The organism is Leucobacter sp. CX169, from assembly GCF_017161405.1.
GTDB lineage: Bacteria > Actinomycetota > Actinomycetes > Actinomycetales > Microbacteriaceae > Cx-87.
This window is the reverse complement of the sequence record NZ_CP071051.1, coordinates 2,162,187-2,186,169: the sequence shown is the minus strand read 5'-3', so window position 1 is coordinate 2,186,169 and position 23,983 is coordinate 2,162,187. Positions and strand designations below refer to the sequence as shown.

At 65.1% G+C, this 23,983-nt stretch carries 23 protein-coding genes; 9 read left to right on the top strand and 14 right to left on the bottom strand.

Going from position 1 to position 23,983, the window contains the following annotated elements; translation table 11 throughout:
* Window positions 1-25 precede the first annotated feature (25 nt).
* From JW030_RS10020 to JW030_RS10010, 3 genes are read left to right on the top strand one after another with little or no spacing between them, the layout of a single operon-like run.
* A complete protein-coding gene (locus JW030_RS10020) occupies window positions 26-2,236 on the top strand; it encodes a glycosyltransferase (RefSeq protein ID WP_188044388.1) in 2,211 nt (736 codons plus the stop codon).
* On the top strand, window positions 2,233-3,567 hold the full coding sequence (locus JW030_RS10015) for a glycosyltransferase (RefSeq protein ID WP_188044387.1): 1,335 nt from the start codon (window positions 2,233-2,235) through the stop codon (window positions 3,565-3,567). Before JW030_RS10020 ends, JW030_RS10015 begins: the two co-directional genes overlap by 4 nt.
* Window positions 3,564-5,036, top strand: a complete 1,473-nt coding sequence (locus tag JW030_RS10010) for an SDR family oxidoreductase (RefSeq protein WP_188044386.1) — start codon at window positions 3,564-3,566, stop codon at window positions 5,034-5,036. The genes JW030_RS10015 and JW030_RS10010 overlap by 4 nt, the downstream gene beginning before the upstream one ends.
* Window positions 5,037-5,109: 73 nt before the next feature.
* Here JW030_RS10010 and JW030_RS10005 read toward each other — a convergent pair whose 3' ends face one another.
* From JW030_RS10005 to idi, 6 genes are read right to left on the bottom strand one after another with little or no spacing between them, the layout of a single operon-like run.
* A complete protein-coding gene (locus tag JW030_RS10005) occupies window positions 5,110-6,324 on the bottom strand; it encodes a prenyltransferase (protein ID WP_188044385.1) in 1,215 nt (404 codons plus the stop codon).
* Window positions 6,321-6,653: a lycopene cyclase domain-containing protein gene (locus JW030_RS10000; protein WP_188044384.1), complete on the bottom strand. Its 333-nt coding sequence runs from the start codon at window positions 6,651-6,653 to the stop codon at window positions 6,321-6,323. The genes JW030_RS10005 and JW030_RS10000 overlap by 4 nt, the downstream gene beginning before the upstream one ends.
* Window positions 6,653-8,254, bottom strand: coding sequence for a phytoene desaturase family protein (gene crtI, locus JW030_RS09995; protein ID WP_188044383.1), 1,602 nt, complete (start codon window positions 8,252-8,254; stop codon window positions 6,653-6,655). The genes JW030_RS10000 and crtI overlap by 1 nt, the downstream gene beginning before the upstream one ends.
* Window positions 8,251-9,150 (bottom strand): squalene/phytoene synthase family protein, encoded by a 900-nt coding sequence (locus JW030_RS09990; protein ID WP_188044382.1) that lies wholly within the window; start codon window positions 9,148-9,150, stop codon window positions 8,251-8,253. Before JW030_RS09990 ends, crtI begins: the two co-directional genes overlap by 4 nt.
* A complete protein-coding gene (locus JW030_RS09985) occupies window positions 9,147-10,319 on the bottom strand; it encodes a polyprenyl synthetase family protein (protein WP_188044381.1) in 1,173 nt (390 codons plus the stop codon). Before JW030_RS09985 ends, JW030_RS09990 begins: the two co-directional genes overlap by 4 nt.
* On the bottom strand, window positions 10,316-10,864 hold the full coding sequence (gene idi / locus JW030_RS09980) for an isopentenyl-diphosphate Delta-isomerase (protein ID WP_188044427.1): 549 nt from the start codon (window positions 10,862-10,864) through the stop codon (window positions 10,316-10,318). The genes JW030_RS09985 and idi overlap by 4 nt, the downstream gene beginning before the upstream one ends.
* Window positions 10,865-10,968: 104 nt before the next feature.
* Between idi and JW030_RS09975 the strand changes: the two genes are divergently transcribed.
* Window positions 10,969-11,538 (top strand): MarR family winged helix-turn-helix transcriptional regulator, encoded by a 570-nt coding sequence (locus JW030_RS09975; RefSeq protein WP_188044380.1) that lies wholly within the window; start codon window positions 10,969-10,971, stop codon window positions 11,536-11,538.
* 160 nt (window positions 11,539-11,698) lie between these two features.
* Here JW030_RS09975 and JW030_RS09970 read toward each other — a convergent pair whose 3' ends face one another.
* Together JW030_RS09970 and JW030_RS09965 are read right to left on the bottom strand one after the other, a co-directional pair.
* Window positions 11,699-12,805, bottom strand: coding sequence for a serine hydrolase (locus JW030_RS09970; RefSeq protein ID WP_188044379.1), 1,107 nt, complete (start codon window positions 12,803-12,805; stop codon window positions 11,699-11,701).
* An 83-nt stretch (window positions 12,806-12,888) separates the two neighbouring features.
* Complete coding sequence (locus JW030_RS09965) at window positions 12,889-13,683, bottom strand: siderophore-interacting protein (protein WP_241095412.1); 795 nt, start codon at window positions 13,681-13,683, stop codon at window positions 12,889-12,891.
* An 85-nt stretch (window positions 13,684-13,768) separates the two neighbouring features.
* Between JW030_RS09965 and JW030_RS09960 the strand changes: the two genes are divergently transcribed.
* Window positions 13,769-14,284 carry a hypothetical protein gene (locus JW030_RS09960; protein ID WP_188044377.1) on the top strand — a complete coding sequence of 172 codons (516 nt, stop codon included), beginning with the start codon at window positions 13,769-13,771 and terminating at the stop codon, window positions 14,282-14,284.
* Between the two features lie 43 nt (window positions 14,285-14,327).
* Here the strand turns inward: JW030_RS09960 and JW030_RS09955 are convergent, their stop codons facing one another.
* The 3 genes from JW030_RS09955 to JW030_RS09945 form a co-directional block, all read right to left on the bottom strand.
* Window positions 14,328-15,458 (bottom strand): GTPase family protein, encoded by a 1,131-nt coding sequence (locus JW030_RS09955; RefSeq protein ID WP_188044376.1) that lies wholly within the window; start codon window positions 15,456-15,458, stop codon window positions 14,328-14,330.
* A gap of 109 nt (window positions 15,459-15,567) precedes the next feature.
* Window positions 15,568-16,545: a zinc-binding dehydrogenase gene (locus JW030_RS09950; RefSeq protein ID WP_188044426.1), complete on the bottom strand. Its 978-nt coding sequence runs from the start codon at window positions 16,543-16,545 to the stop codon at window positions 15,568-15,570.
* Between the two features lie 14 nt (window positions 16,546-16,559).
* On the bottom strand, window positions 16,560-17,042 hold the full coding sequence (locus tag JW030_RS09945) for a MarR family winged helix-turn-helix transcriptional regulator (RefSeq protein ID WP_188044375.1): 483 nt from the start codon (window positions 17,040-17,042) through the stop codon (window positions 16,560-16,562).
* A 148-nt stretch (window positions 17,043-17,190) separates the two neighbouring features.
* Here JW030_RS09945 and JW030_RS09940 point away from each other — a divergent pair, with 148 nt between their 5' ends.
* From JW030_RS09940 to JW030_RS09930, 3 genes are all read left to right on the top strand, one after another.
* The gene (locus JW030_RS09940; protein ID WP_188044374.1) at window positions 17,191-18,180 is read left to right on the top strand and encodes an intradiol ring-cleavage dioxygenase; all 990 of its coding nucleotides are present in this window, start codon (window positions 17,191-17,193) and stop codon (window positions 18,178-18,180) included.
* A 10-nt stretch (window positions 18,181-18,190) separates the two neighbouring features.
* A complete protein-coding gene (locus JW030_RS09935; RefSeq protein WP_241095411.1) occupies window positions 18,191-18,574 on the top strand; it encodes a hypothetical protein in 384 nt (127 codons plus the stop codon).
* A 65-nt stretch (window positions 18,575-18,639) separates the two neighbouring features.
* On the top strand, window positions 18,640-18,870 hold the full coding sequence (locus tag JW030_RS09930) for a hypothetical protein (RefSeq protein ID WP_188044373.1): 231 nt from the start codon (window positions 18,640-18,642) through the stop codon (window positions 18,868-18,870).
* Window positions 18,871-18,889: 19 nt separating this feature from the next.
* On the opposite strand, the gene JW030_RS09925 is transcribed toward JW030_RS09930, so the two are convergent.
* Window positions 18,890-20,608: an HNH endonuclease signature motif containing protein gene (locus JW030_RS09925; RefSeq protein ID WP_188044372.1), complete on the bottom strand. Its 1,719-nt coding sequence runs from the start codon at window positions 20,606-20,608 to the stop codon at window positions 18,890-18,892.
* 156 nt (window positions 20,609-20,764) lie between these two features.
* A complete protein-coding gene (locus tag JW030_RS09920) occupies window positions 20,765-21,805 on the bottom strand; it encodes an NAD(P)-dependent alcohol dehydrogenase (RefSeq protein ID WP_188044371.1) in 1,041 nt (346 codons plus the stop codon).
* A gap of 195 nt (window positions 21,806-22,000) precedes the next feature.
* Here JW030_RS09920 and JW030_RS09915 point away from each other — a divergent pair, with 195 nt between their 5' ends.
* Window positions 22,001-23,470: an MFS transporter gene (locus tag JW030_RS09915; RefSeq protein WP_188044370.1), complete on the top strand. Its 1,470-nt coding sequence runs from the start codon at window positions 22,001-22,003 to the stop codon at window positions 23,468-23,470.
* Here the strand turns inward: JW030_RS09915 and JW030_RS09910 are convergent.
* Window positions 23,467-23,925: a hypothetical protein gene (locus JW030_RS09910; protein WP_188044369.1), complete on the bottom strand. Its 459-nt coding sequence runs from the start codon at window positions 23,923-23,925 to the stop codon at window positions 23,467-23,469. The two genes, JW030_RS09915 and JW030_RS09910, sit on opposite strands and share 4 nt — an antisense overlap.
* Window positions 23,926-23,983 lie beyond the last annotated feature (58 nt).

The following is a 23,983-nucleotide window of genomic DNA, read 5'->3' as shown; positions in this document are numbered from 1 at the left end:
TCATGACGCTTGAATTGGGAGATGAATGCGAGTTCGTAACTGTCTCGAAGCGGTGCAGAGCGCTGATCGACTCGTCGAAGTCCTCCGCCTGGCAGACGAGCTCGCCGTCGAGGCCAGCCGCGACGGGGGAATACGCAATGTTCTGATCCTGCTGAGTGCGATCGAATCTTCAGACCAGATCTCTGCGATCGCGGCGATACACGCGCTCGCGAACATCGCTGACGAAGAGTCCGACGAAGCGCTCGCTGACTTGTTGTCCAGCGAACGCGGGTTTGTGCGAGAGCATGCGGCCTGGGCGCTGCATGCGCGTGCCCCCCGCCCAGGGCCGATCGGGCGACTCATCGGTTTGGTGATCGCGGGCGGTTTTGTCGGGATGCTGGCCCAGCGCACCCTCGAGGGCTGGGCGAGGTCCTCTCCCGAACTCGTCGCCATCGGTCTGGAAAGTGCGCTACTCAGCCTCACGCACGCGCCCAGCCGATACCGACTGGCCGAGACTCTGGGTCTGGTGCACCACTCGATTGCGACTGCACCGCTGCTGCGTATCGCCAGCGATACAGGTGAAGAGATCGCCGTCAGGATGGCTGCTGTCGCTGCGTTAGGCGAACGCGCGGGCAGCGAGGAAGTCCAACGACGCCTGACGCAGCTGGCTGAAGCAGAAGCGCCGCTCGGAGAGGTGGCGCGACTTGCCCTGACTGACTTGGCGAATCACGACGAAGCACGTAATGGAAGTTCGACGCCGCTTCCTGAGGCGGGAGTTACGGTCGCCCAACTATTTCTCCACGCAGATATTGACCCAGAGCTCCGTCATGCGGGCAGCGGAGATACTGGTGGGATCGCCACGTTGTTGGTCCGACTGGGTGATGCGCTCGTCAGTAGCTCAGAAAGAGGTGTTGGGAGTTCGAGTACTGACTCGTCTCGGCAGCTGCCCATCAAGCGGGTCATCACACTGTCGAGAGGTGGAGTGGACGATGCCGTACAGAGTTTGTCCGCGATCGAAGACGAACGTTCTGGCCACCAGTACGGCCGCATTCCGTTGCTACAGGAGCCGATGCAGGCGACGAATGCTTGGCCGCTGCGAGTGGCAGCGCGCAGGGGCATTGCGCGGATCCTGAAGGCGGCAGGACCCGTGGACCTGATTCATCTTCGGATGGCAGACGTGGGGAGCCTGGCGGCATTCGATGTCGCGCGCGAGCTCGACATACCGGTAATCTTCACGGCGGCACCAGACCCGCATGGTCTCATTAATTCCCTGGACATGTCAGGGAAGCTGCACCGCCAAAATTTCGGCACGATTGACGAAGCAGAGCACTTCTGGTTCCGGGCCCGACTGGTCCAGCGGTTGGCGGCCAACTCAGCCCACAATGTCTTCTTCCCGCGACCAAACCTGCAACATGACATGCAAGACCTCATGGGCATCGACATGGGGAGTGAACCAGGACGGCACACGACGGTTCCGGAAGGCATTGATCTGGCGGTGATCGACCAGGCAGTGCGCGAAGCAGAAGCCTGTGCCGATGGCGGCCCCCCGAGCGCTCCCCTCGCGGAACTGTGCGCACTGCTCGAGGAGCTTCCGAGGGAACGCCGGAGCCTACCGGTACTCATCAGTGTCGGCAGATTCCACCGGGTGAAGGGCATGGCCTCGATCGTTGCCGCCTGGGCCGGATCAGATCTGAGCCTTCGTGCGAACCTCCTGCTCGTCGGAGGAAATCTGGAAAACCCCTCAGCCGATGAGCGCGAGCAACTGACTCGCATCGACCAAACGGTAGATCCCGAGAATCGGATGGCAGCGGGTCTTGTGCTTTCGGGGCATCGCCCGAACACCACCGTTTCTCGCTGGATCGCGGCCACCCGGATCGGATTGCCTGGATTCATCGCACCGGGTGGCGTCTACGTGTGCGGAAGTCTGAAGGAGGAGTTTGGTCTGGCGCTTCTCGAAGCCATGGCCTCGGGGCTGTTGCTGGTGGCCCCTGACGGCGGTGGCCCAGCGACCTATGTGGAACAGCGCCGAACCGGCTTCTTGACCACGACCTGGGATCTGGAGTTACTGCGCGGCGCAATGCAGGACGCCTTGGACTGCGCAGCCGCGGAAACCACCGCTGAACGAGCTGCCTATTCTCGGGGCGTCGTGCAAGAACGCTTCACGGTTGAGGCGATGGCCGAGGCCCTGACGCGAATCTATTCCGACGTCCACCGCGATGACGTAGCACAACGAAGAGAACTGGTGCGCACCGCATGACGCTACTGATTATTAGCCCCGACTATGCCTCACATCTCTACCCCCTCGCGGCGCTGGGAAGCAGCTGGTTGGAGGCTGGTGAGCGGGTGGTTGTCGCGACCGGACCCGCCACCGCTTCGATTGTCCGCTCCTTCGGTTACGAACATGTCAGTCTCCAGCTGAGCCGGGGCTCAAACCCGGGGATCATTCGCGCCGAGGAGCAACCAGACGGCGAAGATGATGCGCTTCGAGGCTTCTTCGCTGCAACCCGCGAGGGCATGATCCAGACGCTGTCGTTCCAGGCGGAGGCCCGTTTGAACGACCTCATGTGGGAGCCGGTCGCCACAGCCCGGGCAGTCCAAGCGATCGTCGAAGACCTGAATCCGACGACGATTATGGTCGATCATCTGGCCTATAGCGCGCGACTCGCGCTCGTAGCCGCAGGGATTGATTATGTCGATGTCGTGCTGGGCCACCCGACCGCATTGCCGATGACAGCCGCCGGCGAGGTGTACGGGCTGCCCCCTGCTTGGCCCTCCGCGTTCTCACCCAGCGAGCAGCAAGTCACCGAATTGCGTGAACTCTGTGAACAAGTGAGCCAGTCGTTTACCTCCGAATGGAACACTGCCTTGGCAGAATTGGCGCCGAACCGCGCGCCCTCTCCGAACGCGTTTGCCGAGCACGGAGATCCCCTCGTCTTCAACTACCCGGCGGAACTCATGCCGCCAGATCGTTTGGCGCACCTTCCGGCGCACCAGTTCATTGGTGCGTCCGTGCGTGCAGAGACGCCAGAACCTCACATCGAAGAATGGCTGTCCGCCACTGACGAGCCCTTTGTCTACGTCAGTTTTGGCAGCTTTTTGTCGGTTCGCGGCGATGTCCTCGGTAAGGTCGCCGAGGCGCTGCGGGTGGCGAACGTTCGTGCCGCTATTGCGTATGGATCCGCAGACATCGCGGATCTCGGAGATGTCCCCGATCATTGGTTGGTGGGGGAGTTCCTCCCGCAAGTCACGCTGCTGGGGGCAGCGGCGTTGGGGGTGACGCATGGCGGCAATAACAGCGTGACGGAGGCCCTCACTTTCGGCGTACCTCTCGTCGTCTTGCCTTTTTCTACAGATCAGTTTGCCGGTGCAGAAGCCCTCGAACGCATCGGGTTCGGGGCCGCATTGGCGCCCAATGAAGCCACAGTCGCCGAGATCAAAATCGCCATTGATTCCATGCTGAACCTTCCCGAAGACGCCCGCCGTGCCCTGCATGACCTGGGAGCGACCTTGCGTGCGCGCGAGGGCCATCACGCCCTCGCCGGACGGGTTCGGCCTCTGAACCCCATCGCAGAAGGGACAACGCAGTGAAGAGTGTTCTGGTCACTGGGGCAACCGGGTACATCGGTGGACGACTCGTCCCTCGGCTGCTGGACGCCGGGTACAAGGTCACGGTACTGGTGCGATCGCCTCAGAAACTCTTGGACGTGCCGTGGGCAGAGCGAGTGACGATCGTCGCAGGCGACCTGCTCGACCCAGACACGGTGGCTGAAGCCTGCGCGGGCAAGGACGTGGTTTACTATCTCGTCCATTCAATGGGCACCAAGGGCGACTTTGCAGTGGCTGAGGGCCGTGCTGCTCGGAACGTCGCGACGGCTGCGGCACAGCTTGGGGTGGGGCGAATTGTCTATCTCGGGGGGCTCTACCCCCGAGGGCATCGTCTGTCACAACACCTGGCCTCGCGCAAACAGGTGGGAGAGATCCTGCTTGCCTCTGGCGTCCCCACGGTTGCGCTGCAGGCCGGTGTGGTGATCGGCTCCGGGTCGACATCATTCGAGATGATCCGGCACCTGACTGACGTGTTGCCATACATGCCGGCGCCGAAGTGGGTGCGCAACTTCATCCAACCGATCGCGGTACGCGACGTCTTGTACTACCTCGTTGCGGCCGCAGAGCTTCCTCCTGAAGTCAGCCGTGCGTTCGATATCGGGGGACCGGATGTGCTGCGCTACGGCCAGATGATGAACGGGTACGCGCTTGAAGCGGGACTGCGTCAGCGGCCGATCGCAGCACTACCGGTACTGACCCCCTGGCTCGCCTCGCAGTGGGTCAACCTGGTCACTCCGATTCCGCGCAGACTGGCCATTCCGATCATCGCCTCGTTGCAACACGACTGCGTCATGACCGAGCACGACATTGACGAGTTCATTCCGCCGCCCGAGGGTGGCCTGACCGGCTACCGCCAAGCGGTCCGACTTGCGCTCGCGAAGCTGGATGCCGGTGCCGTCGAGACCACTTGGCAGAACTCATCAGTGGGCGATGCGCCCAGTGACCCGCTGCCCAGCGATCCGGAATGGGCCGGACGCACGGTCTTCACCGATTCCCGCGAGCGCAGGACGGACGCGACTCCCGAGAAGCTCTGGAACGTCGTCGAAGGGATCGGCGGAGCAAACGGCTGGTATTCCTTCCCGTTGGCATGGGCGCTTCGGGGGTGGGCGGACAAATTGGTCGGAGGGGTGGGACTTCGCCGTGGCCGCCGCCACCCGCAACGATTGCAGACTGGCGAAGTGCTCGACTTTTGGAGGGTGGAGCGTCTGGAACGCGGACGCCTACTGCTGCTCCGTGCCGAGATGCGGCTCCCCGGTCTCGCCTGGCTCCAGATGGAAGTGCTTCCCGACGGCAATGGCTCACTGTACCGACAACGCGCGATCTTCTTTCCCCGAGGACTCGCTGGGCGACTGTACTGGTTTTCGATCCTGCCATTTCACGGGATCATTTTCAGCGGCATGGTGAACCGGATCACCTCCACCGCGATGCAGGCTGATCCGCAACACGACTGATGCCTCGCGCCGTCGCGCCTGCTGCGGGCAGACTCGGCGGATCCTGCGACTCATCCCCAGGACCGGCCGGTCGTTAGGGCCCTTGCATCCACAGCAGGATCAGCGCGAGGGTCACCAAGAACCCGGAACCGTAGTTCAACCAAATGAAGCGCCGCCAGGAACGATTGGTGTCCGCAGCGGTGCTCTCCGTGACGTTCCACCACGGCAGGCTGTTCAGGAGGTACGGGATGGCCACCAGCGATACGAGGGGGCCCGGCCAGGCAGTCGCGAGCATCGCGAGCCCCGCCACGGACCAGAGGGCAACGGACAGCCGGACGGTGCGCCGTGCCCCGAAGACCGTGGCGATGGACGCGATGCCGGCGTCCCGATCCGGAACGATATCTTGCACCGCACCGAAGGCGTGCGCGGCCATACCCCACAGGAAGAACGCCGCTAGGACGATCACGAGCCCCGGCGTGACCTCCACGCCGGCAAGGGCCAGCCCGACGATGGCGGGGTTGACGAAGTGGGTGCTCGAGGTGATCGAATCAATGATGGGGCGTTCCTTGAAGCGGAGCCCTGGCGCAGAATAGGCGATCACCGTGAAGGTGCTGAAGGCGAGACTGACCCAGACGACTGGTCCGCCGGCGGCGGCCAACACAATCAGGAACGGCAGATTCGTCGCTGCAACGAGCCAGAGCAAGGGACGATGCAGCCGAGGTGCGAGGAGCGCGCCTTCGAGACCTCCCTTGCGCGGGTTCTGCAGATCCGATGCGTAGTCAAACACATCATTGATGCCATACATCGCGAGGTTGTATGGGATAAGGAAGTAGACCGTGCCGACGATGAGCACCCAGTCGATCTCACGCGTGGTGAGGAGATAGGCCGCCGCGAACGGGAACGCCGTGTTGATCCAACTCACCGGTCTCGAGGCCAGCAGGGCCTGGGATATCAGCCCTTGGCGCTGGGTGGGAACGCGCGCTTCACGCCCCCGAGCTTCACGCACCCGCGTGAGCGCGAGCCACAGGGCGGGAAGCAAGAGCACACAGACCAGCGGGTAAGAAAAATCTTCAATAGGCGCGAGCCCGATGCGCACTCCCAGGATGTGCGCTGAGCCGAAGTCGAACAGCTCCATGCCAATCATTACCGAGTCGAACACCGCGGTGAGGACCGCCAGCACAAGAAACGTCACCCCTGCGATGGCCCAGTGCGTGCGAGTTGACTCCCGCGTCCCACGGACACGAACGAGCAGTATTCCCGAGATCCCTGCCGCGACGACGAAGAGCAGCGCGAGCCAGAGATAGGTCACGACGCGTGCCTCTCTGCTCGGCGCTCATGAATCCGTCGAAGTCCGGTGTAGATAATCATGGTGCAGAGCACGAGGAAGAGGAGGAAGAAGGGTTCTTCAATGGGAAGCTCTGGCGCGATGAGCAGCCCGGTCGCGATCTCTCCCTCGCCGCGAAGAAAGATCCCCAAACCGATTCCCGCGAGGTCCCATGCGAGCATCACCACGAGACCCACGAGCGTCACAATTGTTGCCGACCGGGCGTCGTGCCAGAAGAACAGGCGGTAGCGAAAGTCGAGCAGGAGCATGCAGGCGATCCCCCCGAGGAGGGATAGGAGATAGATGTATCCCATTATCGTTTGGCCTCCGGTCCCGCGTGAGTCGGCCCGGCGCTGTGATCGCCGCGCACATGCTTCAGCACCAATTCTGCGCTAATCAGGCACATCGGTACTCCGACACCGGGAGAGGTGGTGCCGCCTGCGTAGTACAAGCCCTCCACCCGCGGTGATGCGTTCTGCGGGCGGAACATCGCGCTCTGTCGCAAGATATGCGCGGGCCCCAGCATGCCGCCCTGCCACGAATGGTAGTCGCGCGCAAAGTCAGCGGGCCCGAGAGTGTGTCGCAACACGATTCGATCCTGAAGGTCGGTGACACCTGACCACTGTGCGATCTGGTCGATGGCCGCATCTGCTGCCTGCTCGATCCGGGGGTCGCCGTCACCGTCTGCGCCTCCCGCGCCGATGTCCGGATCGGCGGGGATCGGAACGAGGACGAACAGGTTCTCGTGTCCGGGCGGAGCGACGCTGGGGTCGGTGGCACTGGGCTTGCACACATAGATTGAGGCAGGATCCGGAATTGACGGATGGCCCCCAAAGATGGCGTCGAAGTTGTGCTGCCAGTCCTGGGTGAAGAACAGAGAGTGGTGCGGGAGCTCAGGAAGCTCGCCGCGGACGCCGAGGAGGACGATCACTGCCCCCGGCCCGCTCGTTCGCTTCGTCCACCACTGTTCGGGGTAACTCTGATTTGCTGTTTCCAGCAGAGTTGTCTCGGTGTGATGCAAATCAGCCCCCGACACAACCAGGTCGGCTGCGGTGAAATGGACCTCGCCATGTGCGTCACGCCAGCGGACTCCTGTCACTGACGGACGGCGACTGGAGCGGGATTCGCCGTCCCGATCGGTAGTGATGGCGGTGACCTCAGCACTGCTGATCAGTGTCGCGCCGGCATCGCGCGCGAGTGCCTCGATTCGCTCCACCAGCTCGGAGAATCCGCCCATCGGGTACTGAACGCCCTCGTCGAGGTCGAGGGTGCTCATCAGGTGATACATCGCGGGCGCAGCGGAGGGCGCGGTCCCCAGAAAGACTGCAGGATAGCCCAGGATCTGGCGCAACACCGGGTTCTGGAATCGTCGCGCCACATAGGTATCAAGTGGAGTGAGGAGCAACTGTGCAAGCTTGGGGAGCGAGCCGAGAACTTGACGGTTCAGCAGGGAACGTAGCCGAGTGAACGGGTTGTAGAGGAAGAACCGCTCGGCCATCGCAGTGGTGGTGCGCGCGGAATCGAGATAGGTAGTGAGCGTGTGCCCACTTCCGCTTTCGAGCGACTCGAAGGCGGCAATCACACGTTCCCGGCCACGAGGAATAGTGACGGGGAGGGGCGCGCCTCCGTCCGGGCCAGGTTCTTGAAACACCCGATAGGCAGGGTCGAGATCGTGAAGATCGAGCTGCTCGCTGGTGCTCGTTCCCATGAGCGAGAAGAAACGGTCGAAGACACCCGGCATGAGGTACCACGACGGCCCCGTGTCAAAGCGGAACCCGTTTCGTTCGACAGTGCCGACGCGCCCGCCAAAGCGCTCGAGTCGTTCAAGTACGACGACCTCGTGGCCTTCCCGAGCGAGCAGCCCGGCAGTCGCGAGGCCGGCGATACCGCCACCGATCACCACAGTGCGGGTCATCGTCGCGGCTCCCGCCAACTCGTGAACAGGGCCCGGGCGGCGAGCCCGGCTTTCACCGGATTGGGTACTCGGACACGTCGGCGATACAGGTCTTCGATTTGCACGGCTTCAATTCGATCGGTGAGCGCGGTGAACAGCTCAAGTGCGCTGCGCACTGCCGCTCGGGCGTCAGGCGGCAACAGGGGAATACTCGCGCGCGCGTCTGCCAGCTGTTCTCGGATGGTCTGCACCCAAGAACTCCGGTCTTCGTCGCTGAGACGATCGTTGACACCCAGGTAGCTCCGCCCCAGGCGATCGGTGTCGTCGGAGAGGTCGCGGAGGAAGTTGATGTTCTGGAAAGCGGCACCCAGCTGGCGGGCACCATGTTCAAGCGCACGGCGTTCAGGCTCGCTGACGTGCTGGTCGCGCAGAAAGACGCGGAGGCACATCAGCCCCACCACCTCGGCCGAGCCGTATATGTAGTCGGCGTGTGCCGATGCGTCAAAACGGGCGAGACCGGGTGACGAACTGTCTTGTCTGATCAAGTCAGTGCGCATCGAGTCAAAGAAGGGCGTGGTGAGTTCGGTGGTGATGCCGCACTGACGTGCAGTTCGCGCGAACGCATGAATGATGAGGTCGCTGCTGCACCCCTGCCGCAACGCGAGATGGGTGCGCTCGATGAAGCTCTCGAGCGTCTCAGACTGTTCCGCCGCAGTCAGTCCAGCCTCGACCGTCATCCCGTCAACGAGCTCGTCGGCGACGCGAACGAGCGCGTAAATGTTTCGAATGTGCTGGCGATGCGGTGCTCCCAAGAGGCGGCACGCGAGCCCGAACGAGGTGGAATAGGACTCGATCACCTGATTTGCTGCACGCTCAGCGGTGCGCGTGAACAGGGCCAACGAGACGCTGTCATTCATGCCTGTCTGCCCTCCAACTGGCGTGCGAGGTCGACCAATACGCGCCGAACCTCAGCGGGGATCGCTGAGGCGCGGTTGCTCAGCAGCTCATAGAAAGACCTGAGTTGCTCGTCGACGAGGCCCTGCACAAACTGTTCCGCGCCGCATTGCCGAAGCAGGTCCTTGATACGCAGCGCGTCCTCCTTGCTGAGGGAAGCACTCCCGAACATCGGTTCGATGCTCGGCCATTCGCTCGTCATTCTCGCGTAGGCAATCAACGCGGTTTGCTTACCCTCCCTCAGATCGGAGAACGGGTCTTTGCCGTGTCGCAGCGGGTCCCCGAACGTCGACAACAGATCATCCTGGAGCTGAAATGCGAGCCCCAAGTGTCTACCTGCTGATGAGAGGGTGCTCTCGACTTGAGGGCTGGTGTCCGCGAGTATCGCCGCTGCCCGGAGGGGCAATTCGAATGTGTACGTTGCCGTCTTATACGTGGACATGGTGAGCACTGTCCCGAGATCCGGTTCAATGATGCCCCCGCCCAAACCCACATCGAGCTGTTCGCCCACCACCGACTCGGTGATGGTGTATTCGAGGAGGTCAAGCAATCTCAAACGTGTCGCCTGTGGGACGCACGCTCGGGCGAAGATCTGATGCGTGCTTGCCAGAAGCAGATCCCCCATGAGGATGCCACCGGTGCGTGCCCAGTGCAGCCCCGCGACAGACATATTTTCTGCGTCGACAGGGTCGCTCGTACCCGTGCCGGACTCGGCAAGGAGCGCCCCGATGAGGTTGGGCCGTCCGCGTCGAGTCAAGTCCCCATCGATCACATCATCGTGCAGCAAGAATGAGTAGTGCAGCAACTCGATCGCTGCGGCGATGCTGATGACGGACTCCTGGTTCGGCCACGCGCGATCCTGAGGGTATTGAGCTGTGGGGGCGGGGAGTGCAGCAGGCCCGGGACGCTCGGGATCTCGGTGATGGAGAGCTTCGTGCGTTTCTACGAGCAGCAGGGGGCGCACGAGCTTGCCCCCGAGAACGCTGTGTCCGGCGAGCGTCCAGAGTCGAACAAAACTGTTTCCGTATGGCGCGGCAGCGCTCGCGCGAGCCTGAAATATCTCACTCAGTTCGCGCTCGATCGCGCGCCTGACGTCGCTTCGATCGTGGAGGACGACTGTCGACGCCGTCATCGGCGTTCCCCGGGGAAGGCGTTCTCGTGCAGGAAGAGTTCGGGGAGTTGCCGCACCATCCAGGGACTGAACGTGAAGGGTGTGCGCTCAAGCGACTCTGCAAGGTGAAGTGGAGACACCCATGCCCACTCAGCAATCTCGTCCGGGTGGGGGGTCAGAGAGGAGCCGAGCCGGGCAACATACACCGGGCAGATCTCGTTCTCGACGACGCCGCTTGCGTCAGTCGCGCGGTACCGAAAGTTCGGAAGGACAAGTTCGATCCCAAAGATTTCGGCGCCAAGCTCTTCCTGCGCCCGACGCACGATAGCGATCTCTGGCGATTCATCAGGGCTGGGGTGGCCACAGAAACTATTGGTCCAGACCCCCGGCCAGGTTCGCTTGGTGAGCGCCCTGCGAGTCACGAGAACTTCGCCGAGCTCGTTGAAGAGATAACAAGAAAATGCCAGATGCAAGGGAGTGTCGGCGGTGTGCACGCCAGATTTCAACGCGGTGCCTATTGGCAGGCCGGTTTCACCTAAGAGAACCACACGCTCTTCATCGAACATCATCGCTCGCTTCACGCTTCCAGAATTTGCCTAGCCTGGCATGAAAATAACTTCTCAAGATTTAGTACTGGGTGCTTATGTTATCCGAAGCTACAATTCTTTTCATGGAACACGTCGATGAAAACCACGATTCGGTTTCGTCGAAGATGTTCGATATCGATTCCAGTGACCCGCGAGGCGCGCTGGTCGATCGATCGGCGTTGGACCCCGCTCAGGTGCGAGGGATCAGTGCCCTGATGGGTGCGTTCGCCCGGTTGCGAGAGGCCGAGCAGGAACTCTCGGTGCTGTCCAAGAAGTACATGAAGCTCAACCAGACGGACATGCGGGCATTGCACTACCTCATTGTCTCGAACAATAGTGGCGACATTGCGACTCCGGGGCGGATCGCCGCGCATCTCAAGATTTCCAGTGCATCAACCACCAAGCTGCTCGATCGCCTTGAACGGGCTGGGCACATTGCCAGAGCGTCGCACCCGACAGACCGCCGTGCCCTCGCCATCTCGATCACTCCTGAAACGCACGAGGCCGCCATGAACTCGGTGGGCCGACAACATGCAAAGCGATTTCATGCTGCGGCCCGCCTGACTGAATCGGAACGAGAAATCATCATTCGGTTTCTTGAGGACATGACCGATGAGATCACTACCTTCGATGAAACCTGGGCGGAAGCATGATGGCGGGACCACGGGAATTGGTGCGCAAGCGATCGTTCTCCCTCACGCGGTTCGGAACGTCTGGCAGGACTTGACCTCCGCGGAGTAGCGCTGCTACTGGTCCGTGGCGCGCTCGCCGACCGGACCGGCATCTCATCGAGACTCGGCGGCCGGCGGACCACTAGGCGCCGCGTAGCTCCTGGAGTTCGCGAAGCAGCCCCATGATCCGCTCGCCCATCTCGACCTGGGTGAGGACGATGCAAATGGTGCCGTCGGGGTCGACGAAGAAGTCGGTGCCGAGCCCGCCGGACCAACCGAACCGGCCGCGATGTGGGCCGGTGGTCGCGACGGAGACGCCATACCCCCAGCCGGTTTCTTCCCAGAACCCGGGGAAGAAACTGTCCTCCGCCTTCGCGTCGCGCGAGACTTGGTCGCTGCGGAGTTCGTTCAGCAGGGCAGCGTCGATGAGCTCGCCGTCGAGCAGCGCGTGCAGGAACGAGTGATAGTCGGCAACGGTTGAGACGAGCTCGGCATGGCTGACGTCGAACGGCGCCGGCTCAACGTAGAAACCCGATCCTGCTGGCTCGGTTTGTTCGAGGCCGTCTGCCCAATGCCGGAAGCCGGGGAGCAGGCGATGCGCCTGGTCGAGCGGCACCGAGAACCGGGTATCGGTCATCCCCGCAGGCGAGAACACGGTCTCATTGAGTATCTCGAGCGCGCTACGGTCGCGCACGCGTCCCAGCAGAATGCCCAGGAGGCCGAACGAGTGGTGGTAGCGCCAGGCTTCGCCCGGCTCGAAGGTGAGCGGCAGCGTTGCCAAGGCGTCGAGCCAGTCCTGGGCGCCGAGACCCACGGGACCGGCGTCGGCTTCCACCCCGGCATCGATCATCGCCTGCTTGAGCGGAGAATCGGTCGTCATGATTCCATAGCCGGACTGGTTGGTCAGCAGGTGCCGCACGGTGATCGGGCCTCGTGCTGGCCGAGTCTTGCTGAGTGGGCCGTCGGGGTGCACGAGCACGCGGCGGTCGGCCAGTTCGGGCAGCCAGGAAGCGACGGGGTCGTCGAGCGCGATTACGCCGTCCTGCATCAGGCGCAGTGCCGCCACGGAGGTGACGGCCTTCGTCATCGATTGGATGCGGAAGATCGCGTCGGCCGGCATGGGCTCGCCGCCAGGCGCGGTCAGCCCGACGGCGACCGGTTCAAACGTCGCCCCGAACGTGGCGACGGCGCCCGGCATGGTGCCCGCCTCGACGTGGCGGGCCAGGAGGTCGCTCAGGCCTTCGGACATGTCGGGCTCCTTCGTCGGATATCTGTTCGGGAAAACTGGCGTGCTTCGGGCTCCGCGGGCCTGGCCGGTGCGAGCGTCGAGCACTAGGCCTGCGGGATGACCTGCCCGATCGGCTCGCGCTTCTCTGCCTGGAAGCGGTCCTCGGTGCGGCCTCTGGCCCAGTACCCCGAGAGGGAGACCTGGGCGCGATCGAGGCCGCGCTCGTCGAAGAACACGCGGCGTAGCGCCTTCATCGACTCGCGCTCGCCGTGTGCGAAGACGTCCACGTGGCCGTCGCGCCAGGGCAGGGCGCGGACGGCGTCGGCGAGGAAGTCCGTGCCGTGCGCCGAGTCCACGACCCAGCGGACCTCGACGCCCGCGGGGGCCTCCAGGTCGAGAATCGCATCCTCCGCGTCGGTCTCGATGAAGACGGTGCCGACTGCGTCTGCCGGCAGGGCCTCCAAGCCCGCGGCGATCGCCGGCACCGCCGACAAATCGCCCGCGAACAGGTACCAGGCGGCGTCCTCGTTCGGCATGTAGCCCCCGCCCGGGCCAGAGAGCGAGATTACCGCGCCGGGCTCGACGCCCGACGCCCACGGCGCAGCGAGCCCCTCGTCACCATGCACGACGAAGTCGATGTCAAGCGTCTGGGACGCGGCATCGACCCGGCGCACCGTGTACGTGCGCGTAACGGGGTGCGACTCGGGCGGCGGGGTCGTGAACTGCAACTTCACGTACTTGTCGGACTCGTGCCGATCCTGAAACTCGGCGAAGCCCGGGCCGCCGAACCGCACGCGCACGAGCGAAGGTGTCAGGCGCTCGGAGGAGATCACCGTGAGCTGGACGACGGGGCGCTGAGCGCGTGAAGGGCGAGGGGAGGCCTGGGGTGCAGTGGTCACGTGATCCACGCTATCCGTTTCGCCAGTGGATTGGTCAGATCTTTTGCGCCCGCATGTGGCTTTCCCGGGTCCTAAACTTGTTCCCATGTCTGCCCCCTCGCCCGCAGCGGCCAAGTTCGCCAAGCACCTCTCATCGGGGGAGGGCGTGTACGGACTGATCCTGGTCTCGGGCCTGATCGCCACCGCGAGCAGCGCGCAAGCGCCTTCGGGCCGGGTGCTGCTTTTCGTCGCGGTGACCTTGGGGGTCTTCTGGCTGGCCCACGTGTACTCAGGAGTGGTCGCCGACTACGGCCGCACCGGGACCAACGGCGAGCCGATGCCGCTGAGAACGGTCATCCGTGAGTCCGTACGCGACGCGCGCGGCATGCTGTTCGCCGCCGTGTTTCCCGCGGGCGCGCTCCTGCTCGGGGCGTTCGGGGTGATGCCGGATCGATCGGCGAACTGGCTCGCGCTCTGGATCTGCGTCGGAGTGTTGGCGTGCCTCGGTTACCTGGCGTATCGCCGGCGTGGGGCGGCGCTGCACGTGCGGCTATTGGGGGCGCTTGCCACGGCCTCGTTCGGCCTGATCATCATTCTGGCGAAGGCGATCGTCACTCACTGACCAGGGTGTCGCACAGGAGGGCAGGGACCTCAGCGCCCCCTCGTCACGGCTTCTTCAACCCATCCTTCTTGAACCACGCCGCGAACTGCTCGGTGAAGAGCTTGCGCACCAGCTCGGTGTCGAGCGCCCCGTCGGCGCCTTTGAGTCGCCCCTGGGTGAGTTCGCCGCACACCGTTGCCCAGGCGTAGCCGACGGCGAAGGTGAACGTGCTGGCGACGGCCGCCGAAATGGTGCCGCCAACGACCCACCCGGCGCCCGGAATGAGCTTGATGAGGCTGACCGCGGCGCTGCGGCCCGCGGCCGTGGCCGCAGTCGTCGCGACAGTCGCGGCGATCGTCGCGGTCTCCATCTTGACGCCATAGATCGCGGCGATCTTCGCCATCATGCCGAGCTGGATGGGGACGAGCACGCCGGCGTCGGCCATCGGAATCGGCACCGCGCCGACGGCTAGCGCCATCCCGGCAGCCACTTTGACGACGTCTTTGGCTTGCTTGTGTTTGCGGTCGAGGTCGACTTTTTGCGCCGCGATGAATGCTGCTTCGACACCTGCTGGAGCAACGCGAAAGGTGGCATCAACGAGATCCTTCAGCCCGTGCTCGACCTGGCCGGTGAACTGGTCTTCGGCGGCCATCACCAGGATCGGCCCGCCGCCGAAGATCGGCAGGCCCAAGCCGGCGATATGCTCGGCGAGCGCGACCGCGTCGCGGTGGTACTCGGCGCCGCGGGATGGCACCTGTGTCAGGACGACGACGACGGGCAGGCCGAGGTCGTGCAACCGGCGGATGAAGTCCGCCTCGGTGTCTTCAAAGCGGCGGTCGGTCGCGCGCACGCAGTACCAGGCCGCGTGGACCTGATCCTGCAGGGGTTGCTTGCGCATGCTTTTGACGTAGTCGCCGAGCTCGCGAATCAGCGCATCCGTGTCCTTGCCAATCTCGAGCCCGCGGGTATCGAGCAGGCCGAGAAAGCCGGCGCGGTGCAGGTAGAGATGGTTGTCCATCGTGACCGGCTCGCCGATGCCGGTGGGGGCGACGTCCTCACCAAAGACCGCGTTGATGAGGGTCGACTTGCCCACCCCGGTCTTGCCGAAGATGGCCAGGTTGAAGCGGCCAATCTGGTCTGCCTGCTCCTGCCACTTCTGGCGGAACTCGTCATCGGACCAACCGTCGGTTGCCATGGTGCCCCTTCGTCTTTCCGCCAGGATACAAGTGCGCCCGCCCGGGTGGCTCGAAGTGAGCTGCCCGGACGGGCGCACTGTGGTCGGGCAGGATCCTGCCGGGTGAAAGTTACGGGCGCAGCAGCACCTTGCCGACGCGGCCGGGCTGGGCGCTCGCCGCAGCCGCGGCGCCGATCTCGTCGAAGCCGAAGGTGCCCGCGACCGGGAGGGTGAGCGTGCCGTCGAGCACGCGCCCGATCAGCTCACCGAAGAGCTGGCCCTTCAGTTCAGCGCTCATCTCGCGGCTGACCACGCTGCCCCAGAAGCCCTTGACCGTGGCCTGCTTGAAGATGAGGTCGCTTGAGGAAAGCTCGAGCGTCGGCGAGGCCATCGCGCCGAAGACGACGAGGGTGCCGTTCGTGGCGAGGGCCGACAGGACGTCGCCCGCTGCCTTGCCGCCGACCGAGTCGATACCGACGCGGATCTCGGCGCCGCCGGTGATCGCGGCGAGCTGCTCGCGCCAGTCGGCGGACTCGGTGGAGATCACGCGCTCGATGCCCTCGGCGCGGAGCTCGTCGACGCCGGCGTCACGTCGCACCAGGCCGACCACGTTGATTCCGCGGGCAGCGCCCAGCTGGGCAATCATGCGGCTCACCGCCCCGTTGGCGGCGTTCTGCAGCACCCAGTCGCCCTCCTTGAGGTCGAGGAAGTGCAGCAGGCTGATCGCGCTGAACGGCATCGACACGAGCTGGGCGGCAGCCTCGTCTGGAATGGCGTCCATGACAGGGATGAGCGCTGCGGCGTCAGCGACGAAGTACTCGGCCCAGGCGCCGAACGTTCCGCCGCTGGCGACGCGCTGGCCGACCGCGAGGTGTGTGACACCCTCGCCGAGCGCGTCGACAACGCCGACGGCCTCGGTGCCCGACTGTGCGGGCATCTCGGGCTTGAAACCGTAGAGTCCGCGAACCGTCAGCAGGTCGTGGTTGTGCACGGCGGCGAGGAGGGTGCGGACGCGCACCTGGCCGGGGCCGGGCTGGGGGAGCGGATGCTCTTCGACGGCCAGGACCTCGGCGGGGTTGCCGAACTGGTGCTGGACGAGGGCGCGCATGGTGGTGTTCGTGGTCATTTGTGTGACTCCTTCGAAGTGGTATTGGTGATTGTGTCGTTGGTGGGGAGCGTGCCGACGGCGTGCATCGTCTCGGTGAGGCGCTGCAGCGTCTCGATGAGCGCTGCCGCGGCGGCCCGGTCGGTGAGCCCGGTGCCCGCGGCAATCTGGGCCGGAATGTGGGCGAGCTCGGCGCGCAGTGCGAGGCCACGCGAGCCGACCGCGACCGTCACGACGCGCTCGTCGGTCGAGCGCCGTTCGCGTCGCACGAGCTCGCTCTGTTCCATGCGGCGAAGCAGGGGAGAGAGCGTGCCCGAGTCAAGCTGCAGGTGCTCGCCCAGCGACGAGACGGTCTGTTCTCCTTCGATCCACAGGGTGGCGAGCACCAGGTACTGCGGGTACGTCAGGTTCCACGGCTCGAGCAGTTGGCGGTACGCCTGGGTGGTCGCGCGGGTCGCGGCGTACAGCGAGAAGCACACCATTTCATCGGTCACGGGCATGGAATTATTCTTGCACGCAATTAAGTTGTGCACAATTCAAATGGACATGCTGCGTTCGGCTTGCACTCAGCTTCCTGCTTGGCTCCGCATAGGCGGACAGGGGAGGCTCAGGATCACGACCACTCTCCCCACTGTTTGGAGCACGATCATGAGCCGCATTCCCGAACCCGATCACACCCCCGAGGGGCCCGCCTACGAGGGTCGACTGCTCGACCGTGCGGATGAGGAGGTCGTCGACCAAGGCGTCCTGTTCGATGTGCGCACGCTGATGAGCCGGCGGGGAGTGCTCGGCCTGCTCGGCGTCGGCGTCGGCACGCTCGCGCTCGCCGCGTGCTCGACCATCGCCCCGGGCAGCGGTTCGGCCACGGCGACCACCGCGGCGGGCGAGATTCCCGATGAGACGGCCGGCCCCTACCCGGGTGACGGCTCGAACGGGGTCGACGTGTTGAACCAGTCGGGCATCGTGCGCAGCGACATTCGCTCGAGCATTGACGGGGGAACGACTGCGACGGGCGTACCCATGGCGCTCACGCTCACCATTCTCGACATGGCGAACAACGACGCGCCCTTCACGGATGTGGCCGTGTATGTCTGGCACTGCGACAGCGCTGGAGGGTACTCGATGTACTCTTCCGGCCTCGAAGACGTGACCTATCTTCGCGGGGTGCAGGTCGCAGACGCTGAAGGGAAGGTGTCGTACACCTCGATCTTCCCCGCCTGCTACACCGGCCGCTGGCCGCACATCCACTTCGAGGTGTACCCGAACGTCGCATCGATCACCGACTCGACGAACGCGATCGCGACGTCTCAGGTCGCCCTGCCTGAGGATGTCAGCAAGAAGGTCTTCGCGCTGCCCGGGTACGAGGGCTCAACCGCGAACCTCTCACAAGTGAGCCTCGCGAACGACAACGTCTTCAGCGACGATGGCGGTGAGCTGCAGCTCGCGACCGTGACGGGCGACCCGACGAACGGGTATCGGGTGGCGCTCACCGTGCGTGTCGATACCCGCACGGAGCCGACTGCGGGCGCGGCGCCATCGGGTGGAGGCGGTGCAGGCGGCACGCCTCCGCCTGGTGCCCCGAGCGGTGGAGGAACCCCGCCCGCGGGTGGCCCGGGAGAAACCCCGCCCGGCGGCTAGGATTTCGCTCGTGATCGCTATTGCATTCGTCGCGTTGCTCGCAGTTCTCGCGCTCTTCCAGGTTGCGCTCGCCTGCGGCGCTCCGTGGGGCAGCTTCGCTTGGGGTGGGCAACACCCTGGAACGTTGCCACTGAAGTATCGCGTGGCCTCCGCCGCGTCGCTCGTGATCTACGCCACCATTGCCATCATTGTGCTCGATCGCGCGGACATCATTGACGTCCTTCCCGAGGCGATTGCCACGATCGGGATGTGGGTCGTGTTCGGCTATCTCGCCCTCGGAGTGCTGATGAACGCGATCTCGAGGTCTACGCGAGAGCGATGGGTAATGACGCCGCTCGCTCTGGTGCTCGCGGTGCTCGCATTTATGATCGCGTTCAACGGACCAGGCCAGTAAGCACGCGGCGCATCGGGATCGCGGACGGAACGCTCGACGCGGCGGGCAAGATCACGGCCATTTCGATGACTGGCCCGGTGGGCAACCCGGCCGAGATTATCGCGCTGACCGGATCAGAGATGGGCCCGGCGCTCTTCGGTGCAATGGGGCTGCTGCTCGCGGGTCTGCTGGCTGGCGCGCTCGCGCTCGGCCGCCGCCGCCGCGGCATCCTGGGGATGCCGTTTGAACGGCACACTTGGGCCCGGGCTCTCAGGAACACCGACAGCCCGGGAGTCGGCGGGAATCGGCGGCATTGATTTCAGGCTCTGCGGCGCCTCACGCTCTGACGGATTCCCGATTCGTGTGAGCCCAGCGGTCCCGATTCTCTGATCGCACCTGTTGCGGCGGCGCACTTTCACCTGGCCGGAACCTTACCGAGGGCTGCGGGAGTGTGCCCCAGGCGTACAAACGGATCACGCGGATGGGGAGTTCAACCGCATTACTGGTGCGGTGCCCGGGCGGCGGATGCAGCAGGAACGTTCCTGTCCTGTCTCGCGTGATCCTCCAGCCGTTGTGGTGGAGCTGCATATGGTGGAACCGACACAGCAGAATGCCGCGGTCAATATCGGTGCGGCCCTGATCGGCGGCCCACTCATCGATGTGGTGTGCCTCGCAGTGCGTTGCGGGGCTGTCGCAGCCGGACCAACGGCAGCCGCCGTCGCGGATCGACAGTGCGATGCGTTGTTTGGTGGTGAAGAGTCGCTGTTCGCGGCCCACGTCGAGCGGGTTGCCCAGCGGGTCAACCGTGACCGAAACAGTGCCGGTATTGCAGACCGCTCGGTCGGCGACCCCGAGGGGGACCGGAGCGCCATCGAGCTCGAGGAATGCATGCTCGAAACGAGCGCGGTCCGACACACCTGCACCCTCTGAGCCGGCTGAGTCCTCTGAGCTGTCTGAGTTGCCCGTGTTCCCCGAGTTGCCTCGGTTGTCTGAGCCGCCGAAACCGCTCGAGCGGGTGTTCGCAGTCACCGTGACGACCCGCACGCCGGCCTGCCGAGCGCCGAACACCTCGGAGACAGTCGCGAGGGTGCCGCTGCGGAGCACATCGATCATGAGGTCGTGCGTGAGTTGCTCGTTCGAGCGCGGATCCTCTCGTAGCTCGTCGGCCCGGGCCTTTTCTTCCGGGTCGACGAAGCGGGGCCCGCCGCGGCGGGGCCGCAGCGCGGCATCAATCAGACTCTTCACCCAGGCTGCCGATTCGTCATCGAAGGTAAACGCGCCGTGGTGGGCGCCCTGTGCGTCGATCCAGATGCGAAACGACCGCGCCTCGTACCGGTCAGTGAAGCGGCGTTCCGCACCGACCGGGTCAAGCTCGTCGCGCACCGCGCGTGCAGCCTTGCGGAGCTCTTCGAGCGTACGCACGCCGGCCTCAGCGATGAGGTGCTCCGCGGCGAGGCTCCAGGTCTCGGACATTGCAGTGGCCGCCTGGCACCGTGCTGCGAGGGAATCAAGCTCGGCAGCGGCAGCGATCGCCGCCACATCGGCCTCCGTCGGCACGGGCGGCTGGCCGAGACCCGAATGAATGGCGTCGTGATGGTCGGACGTGATCGAGCCGGCGAGCAGCGCCCGATCGATAGGCGCGTGCCAGGGGGTGACCGGAGTCTCGTGCCGGGGGATGTCGGCAGCGGCGCCAGCTGGCCCCACCCCTGCCGCGCTCTCGAGCAACGACTGTCCCACCCGGACCTCGCGCATCGCCTGAACCCGGCTGGCCCCCGTGATCTGCTGCACCAGCGACACCGGGTTGCGGTGCCCCAACGCCTGCGCTATACCCGCATGTCCGCTCTCGCGCGTCGAGCGCCACGCGACCACGCCGGACGCGGCGATCTGCAACCGCTCGACCGAGCGCGAAAGCGCTGACGTCGCCTCGAGCACCGCGACGACGTCAGCGTCAGACAGAGCCCGCACGATCTCGGGAAGCGACGAAGCCTCGGGCACCTCACCGACCAGCTGGCGGACGGCCGCCAACTGCTGCTCGAGTGAGGTGATGAATTCCATGTGGTGATGGTCGCTTGGACCACCGACATTCAGGCCTCGAGATGGCCCCAAACCACCAGGTTTTCATCACAGTACGGTCACGAAACCCGGTGGGCCGGCGGTGGCCACGATCCTGCGCCAAAACGGCAGACCGCAGCACCCACCGGCCCCTGCCCCCTACAGGGTCGAAGTGTCCAGCACGAAGCGGTACCGAACGTCGGCCGACAGCACGCGCTCGTAGGCGTCGTTGATGCCGTCCGCTCCGATGAGCTCGGTCTCGGGGAGAATGCCGTGCTCGGCGCAGAAGTCGAGCATCTCTTGTGTCTCAGGGATACCGCCGGTCATTGATCCTGCGAGAGCGCGACGACCGCCGATCAGCGCGAACGCGGGGACGGTGAACGGCTCTGGCGGGGCGCCGACGTTCACGAGCGTGCCGTCGATGTCGAGCAGTTCGAGGTACACGACGATGTCGAGCGGGGCCGACACGGTGCTCAGGATCAGATCGAAACTGCCCGCCAGCTCGGCGAGGGCCGCCGCGTCGGTGGTGTCGACGTAGCGCGATGCGCCAAAGCCCAACGCATCGGCCGACTTCGCGGTGCCGCGCGACAGCACGGTGACCTCGGCGCCGAGCGCGCTCGCGATCTTGACGCCCATGTGGCCGAGGCCGCCCATCCCCAAGATGGCGACCCGCTTGCCGGGCCCCGCACCCCATCGCTTGAGCGGCGAGTACGTCGTGATGCCGGCGCACAAGAGCGGCGACGCCTTGGCCGGGTCGAGGCCCTCGGGCATCTTCAGCACGAAGTCCTGGTCGATGACGGTCGCCTCGGCATAGCCGCCCTGGGTGATGGACCCGTCAACGTCGGGGCCGTTGTACGTCGGCACGTTGCCGTTCAGGCAGTACTGGTCTTCGCCTCTCAGGCACTGCTCGCACGTGCGGCAGGAATTCGACTGGCAACCGACGCCGACCAGGTCACCGACCTGGTGACGGGTGACGGCGCTGCCGATCTCGGCGACGCGGCCGACGATCTCGTGGCCGACCACCTGCGGGTATGCGATGGGTCCCCAGTCGCCGCGCACCGTGTGAATGTCAGAGTGGCAAATCCCGGCGTACTCGATATCGATCAGCACGTCGGTCGGTCCGACGTCGCGGCGCTCAATCGTCATCGGCTCGAGGGGATCGGTCGCGGAAACGGCGCCGAAAGCTTTCACGGTTCGCATGGGGCTCCTCAGATTCTGGTGGTCGCCGCTGCTGGTGGCACCGGCGCTCTCGCTACTGACGATATCTGCTGCGGCTTGTGCTGCGCTCGATGGCTGCTGGGCAGGATCCGGCCCGATCACCAGGCGAGTGCCCGACGCATTAGAGTGGCACCCTGCGGAGTTGCAGCGAAATCTGACAACACTGACTGGGGGCGCATGAGCGACGCATCGTGGCTGAGCGAATCTGAACGAAAGCGTCTGAGCCGGAAGCAGCCCGACAGCGCAATCGTCGCGGCACTCGCGTTCACCGGCCTGGTGGCGTCGTTCATGATGACCCTGGTCACCCCGTTGCTGCCCGAGCTCCCTCATCTGCTCGGCGTGACGCAGGCGGACGCGATGTGGGTCGTGACCGCGACGCTGCTCGCCGCCGCGGTGGCGACACCGATCGGCGGTCGCCTCGGCGATCTCTACGGCAAGCGCAGGATCATGCTGGTGCTGCTCGGCAGCCTCGTGCTGGGCTCGGTGATCGCCGCCCTTTCCTCCACGCTCATTCCCCTCGTGGTCGGGCGCGCGCTGCAGGGCGCGGGACTCGGCGTCATCGCGCTCGGCATCAGCATCTTGCGCGACGTGTTGCACCGCGATCGCCTCGGCAAGGCGGTGGCGCTCGTGAGTGCCACCCTCGGCATTGGCGGCGCGGTGGGGCTGCCGGTCTCGGCAGTCATCTCGCAGTACCTCGACTGGCACATGCTGTTTTGGGCCTCGGGCGCGCTCGGCGCGATCGGTTTCGTGCTCGTCATCACGATCGTGCCGGTCAGTACGCTGCGCAGCCCAGGGTCCTTCGACTTCGTCGGCGCGATCGGGTTCGCGGTCGGCCTGGTCGGGATCCTGCTGGGCGTCTCGAAGGGCGCTGCGTGGGGGTGGACGAGCCCGCTGACCCTCGGCACCACGCTCGGCGGCATCGCCGTGCTGGGCCTCTGGGCCTGGTACGAGCTGCGCATCTCGAGCCCGCTGATCGACATTCGCGTGTCGATGCGGCGCTCGGTGCTGCTCACGAACCTGGCCTCGGTCACCGTGGGCTTCGCCTTCTTCGCCACGGCAGTCGCCCTGCCGCTGCTGCTCGAGTCGCCGACTGATACGGGGGTCGGCTTCGGCCAGAGCATGCTTATCGCCAGCCTCTGCCTGATGCCGAGCGGCCTGGTCATGTGGGCGATGTCGGGTGCCGCGGCCCGGCTGACCGATCGACACGGCGCCCGGACCAGCCTCTTCCTCGGGATCGCCCTGATCGCGGTCGGCTATCTCCTCGCGATCTGGCTCATGACCGAGATCTGGCACACCGTGCTGATCGCCACCCTGGTCGGCTTTGGCGTGGGCTTCGCGTACGCCGCGATGCCGACGCTGATCATGGCCGCGGTGCCAGCGTCCGAGACCGCGGGGGCGAACGGTCTGAACTCGGTCATGCGCACCCTGGGTTCGACGGCGGCCAGCGCCGTCATCGGCGTGATCCTGTCCGTGAACATCGTCACCGTCAACGGGGTGACGACGCCGAACGAGTTTGGGTTCAAGCTGAGCTTTGCGCTCTGTGCGGGGGCCGCCCTGATCGGGCTCGTGCTCACGCTGCTGCTGCCCAAGCGCCAGCCGCGCTACGACACCGCGAGCCTGCCGGTGCAGCCGAGCGCGTCTTCCTAGCGCTTCCGGCGCGGGCGATCGCGCCAGGCGCCGGTGGACCAGAGCGCGGCGAGCACGAGCACGGGCTGGAAGAACAGTCGGACGAAGCGCTTCGTGTCGGTGTCGAGCCCAAAGCCGTCGCGCGCGTTCAGCCACTGTGAAATGTTCCCGGGGAACACGGCGATGAAGAGCAGTGCCACCGCCCAACCGACCGGGACGCGGCGTTTAGCGAGGAGCGCGAGCGCCCCGCCCAGGGTGATCTCGACGACCCCTGAGGCGACGACGACCTGGTCGGCGCTGAGCGGCAACGACTCGGGGACCTGCGCCTGAAACTCCCCGCGGCCAAAGGTGAGGTGGCCGATGCCGGCGAAGACGAGAAATGCCCCCAGGATGACGCGCAGAATCGTGCGACCGCGCGACGTCGGCGGTTTCGGCTCGCTCAGCTGGGCGAGGAACGTCTTCGAGGAGCGAGCCATGGGGTACCTGGACCATTCTCTGGGGCGCTGCCCAAGTGGGCGCGGGCCGATGTGGGTC

Bases quoted from the DNA above. Each gene is read 5' to 3' on its own strand.
- JW030_RS09990 (WP_188044382.1), bottom strand. From the start codon at position 9,150: ATGAATGACAGCGTCTCGTTGGCCCTGTTCACGCGCACCGCTGAGCGT.
- JW030_RS09925 (WP_188044372.1), bottom strand. From the start codon at position 20,608: ATGGAATTCATCACCTCACTCGAGCAGCAGTTGGCGGCCGTCCGCCAG.
- JW030_RS09945 (WP_188044375.1), bottom strand. From the start codon at position 17,042: ATGCCCGTGACCGATGAAATGGTGTGCTTCTCGCTGTACGCCGCGACC.
- JW030_RS09940 (WP_188044374.1), top strand. From the start codon at position 17,191: ATGAGCCGCATTCCCGAACCCGATCACACCCCCGAGGGGCCCGCCTAC.
- JW030_RS09915 (WP_188044370.1), top strand. From the start codon at position 22,001: ATGAGCGACGCATCGTGGCTGAGCGAATCTGAACGAAAGCGTCTGAGC.
- JW030_RS09910 (WP_188044369.1), bottom strand. From the start codon at position 23,925: ATGGCTCGCTCCTCGAAGACGTTCCTCGCCCAGCTGAGCGAGCCGAAA.
- JW030_RS10020 (WP_188044388.1), top strand. From the start codon at position 26: ATGCGAGTTCGTAACTGTCTCGAAGCGGTGCAGAGCGCTGATCGACTC.
- JW030_RS09970 (WP_188044379.1), bottom strand. From the start codon at position 12,805: ATGTCCGAAGGCCTGAGCGACCTCCTGGCCCGCCACGTCGAGGCGGGC.
- JW030_RS09985 (WP_188044381.1), bottom strand. From the start codon at position 10,319: ATGACGGCGTCGACAGTCGTCCTCCACGATCGAAGCGACGTCAGGCGC.
- JW030_RS10000 (WP_188044384.1), bottom strand. From the start codon at position 6,653: ATGGGATACATCTATCTCCTATCCCTCCTCGGGGGGATCGCCTGCATG.
- JW030_RS09920 (WP_188044371.1), bottom strand. From the start codon at position 21,805: ATGCGAACCGTGAAAGCTTTCGGCGCCGTTTCCGCGACCGATCCCCTC.
- idi (WP_188044427.1), bottom strand. From the start codon at position 10,864: ATGTTCGATGAAGAGCGTGTGGTTCTCTTAGGTGAAACCGGCCTGCCA.
- JW030_RS09930 (WP_188044373.1), top strand. From the start codon at position 18,640: ATGACTGGCCCGGTGGGCAACCCGGCCGAGATTATCGCGCTGACCGGA.
- JW030_RS09955 (WP_188044376.1), bottom strand. From the start codon at position 15,458: ATGGCAACCGACGGTTGGTCCGATGACGAGTTCCGCCAGAAGTGGCAG.
- JW030_RS09950 (WP_188044426.1), bottom strand. From the start codon at position 16,545: ATGCGCGCCCTCGTCCAGCACCAGTTCGGCAACCCCGCCGAGGTCCTG.
- JW030_RS09975 (WP_188044380.1), top strand. From the start codon at position 10,969: ATGGAACACGTCGATGAAAACCACGATTCGGTTTCGTCGAAGATGTTC.
- JW030_RS09960 (WP_188044377.1), top strand. From the start codon at position 13,769: ATGTCTGCCCCCTCGCCCGCAGCGGCCAAGTTCGCCAAGCACCTCTCA.
- JW030_RS10015 (WP_188044387.1), top strand. From the start codon at position 2,233: ATGACGCTACTGATTATTAGCCCCGACTATGCCTCACATCTCTACCCC.
- crtI (WP_188044383.1), bottom strand. From the start codon at position 8,254: ATGACCCGCACTGTGGTGATCGGTGGCGGTATCGCCGGCCTCGCGACT.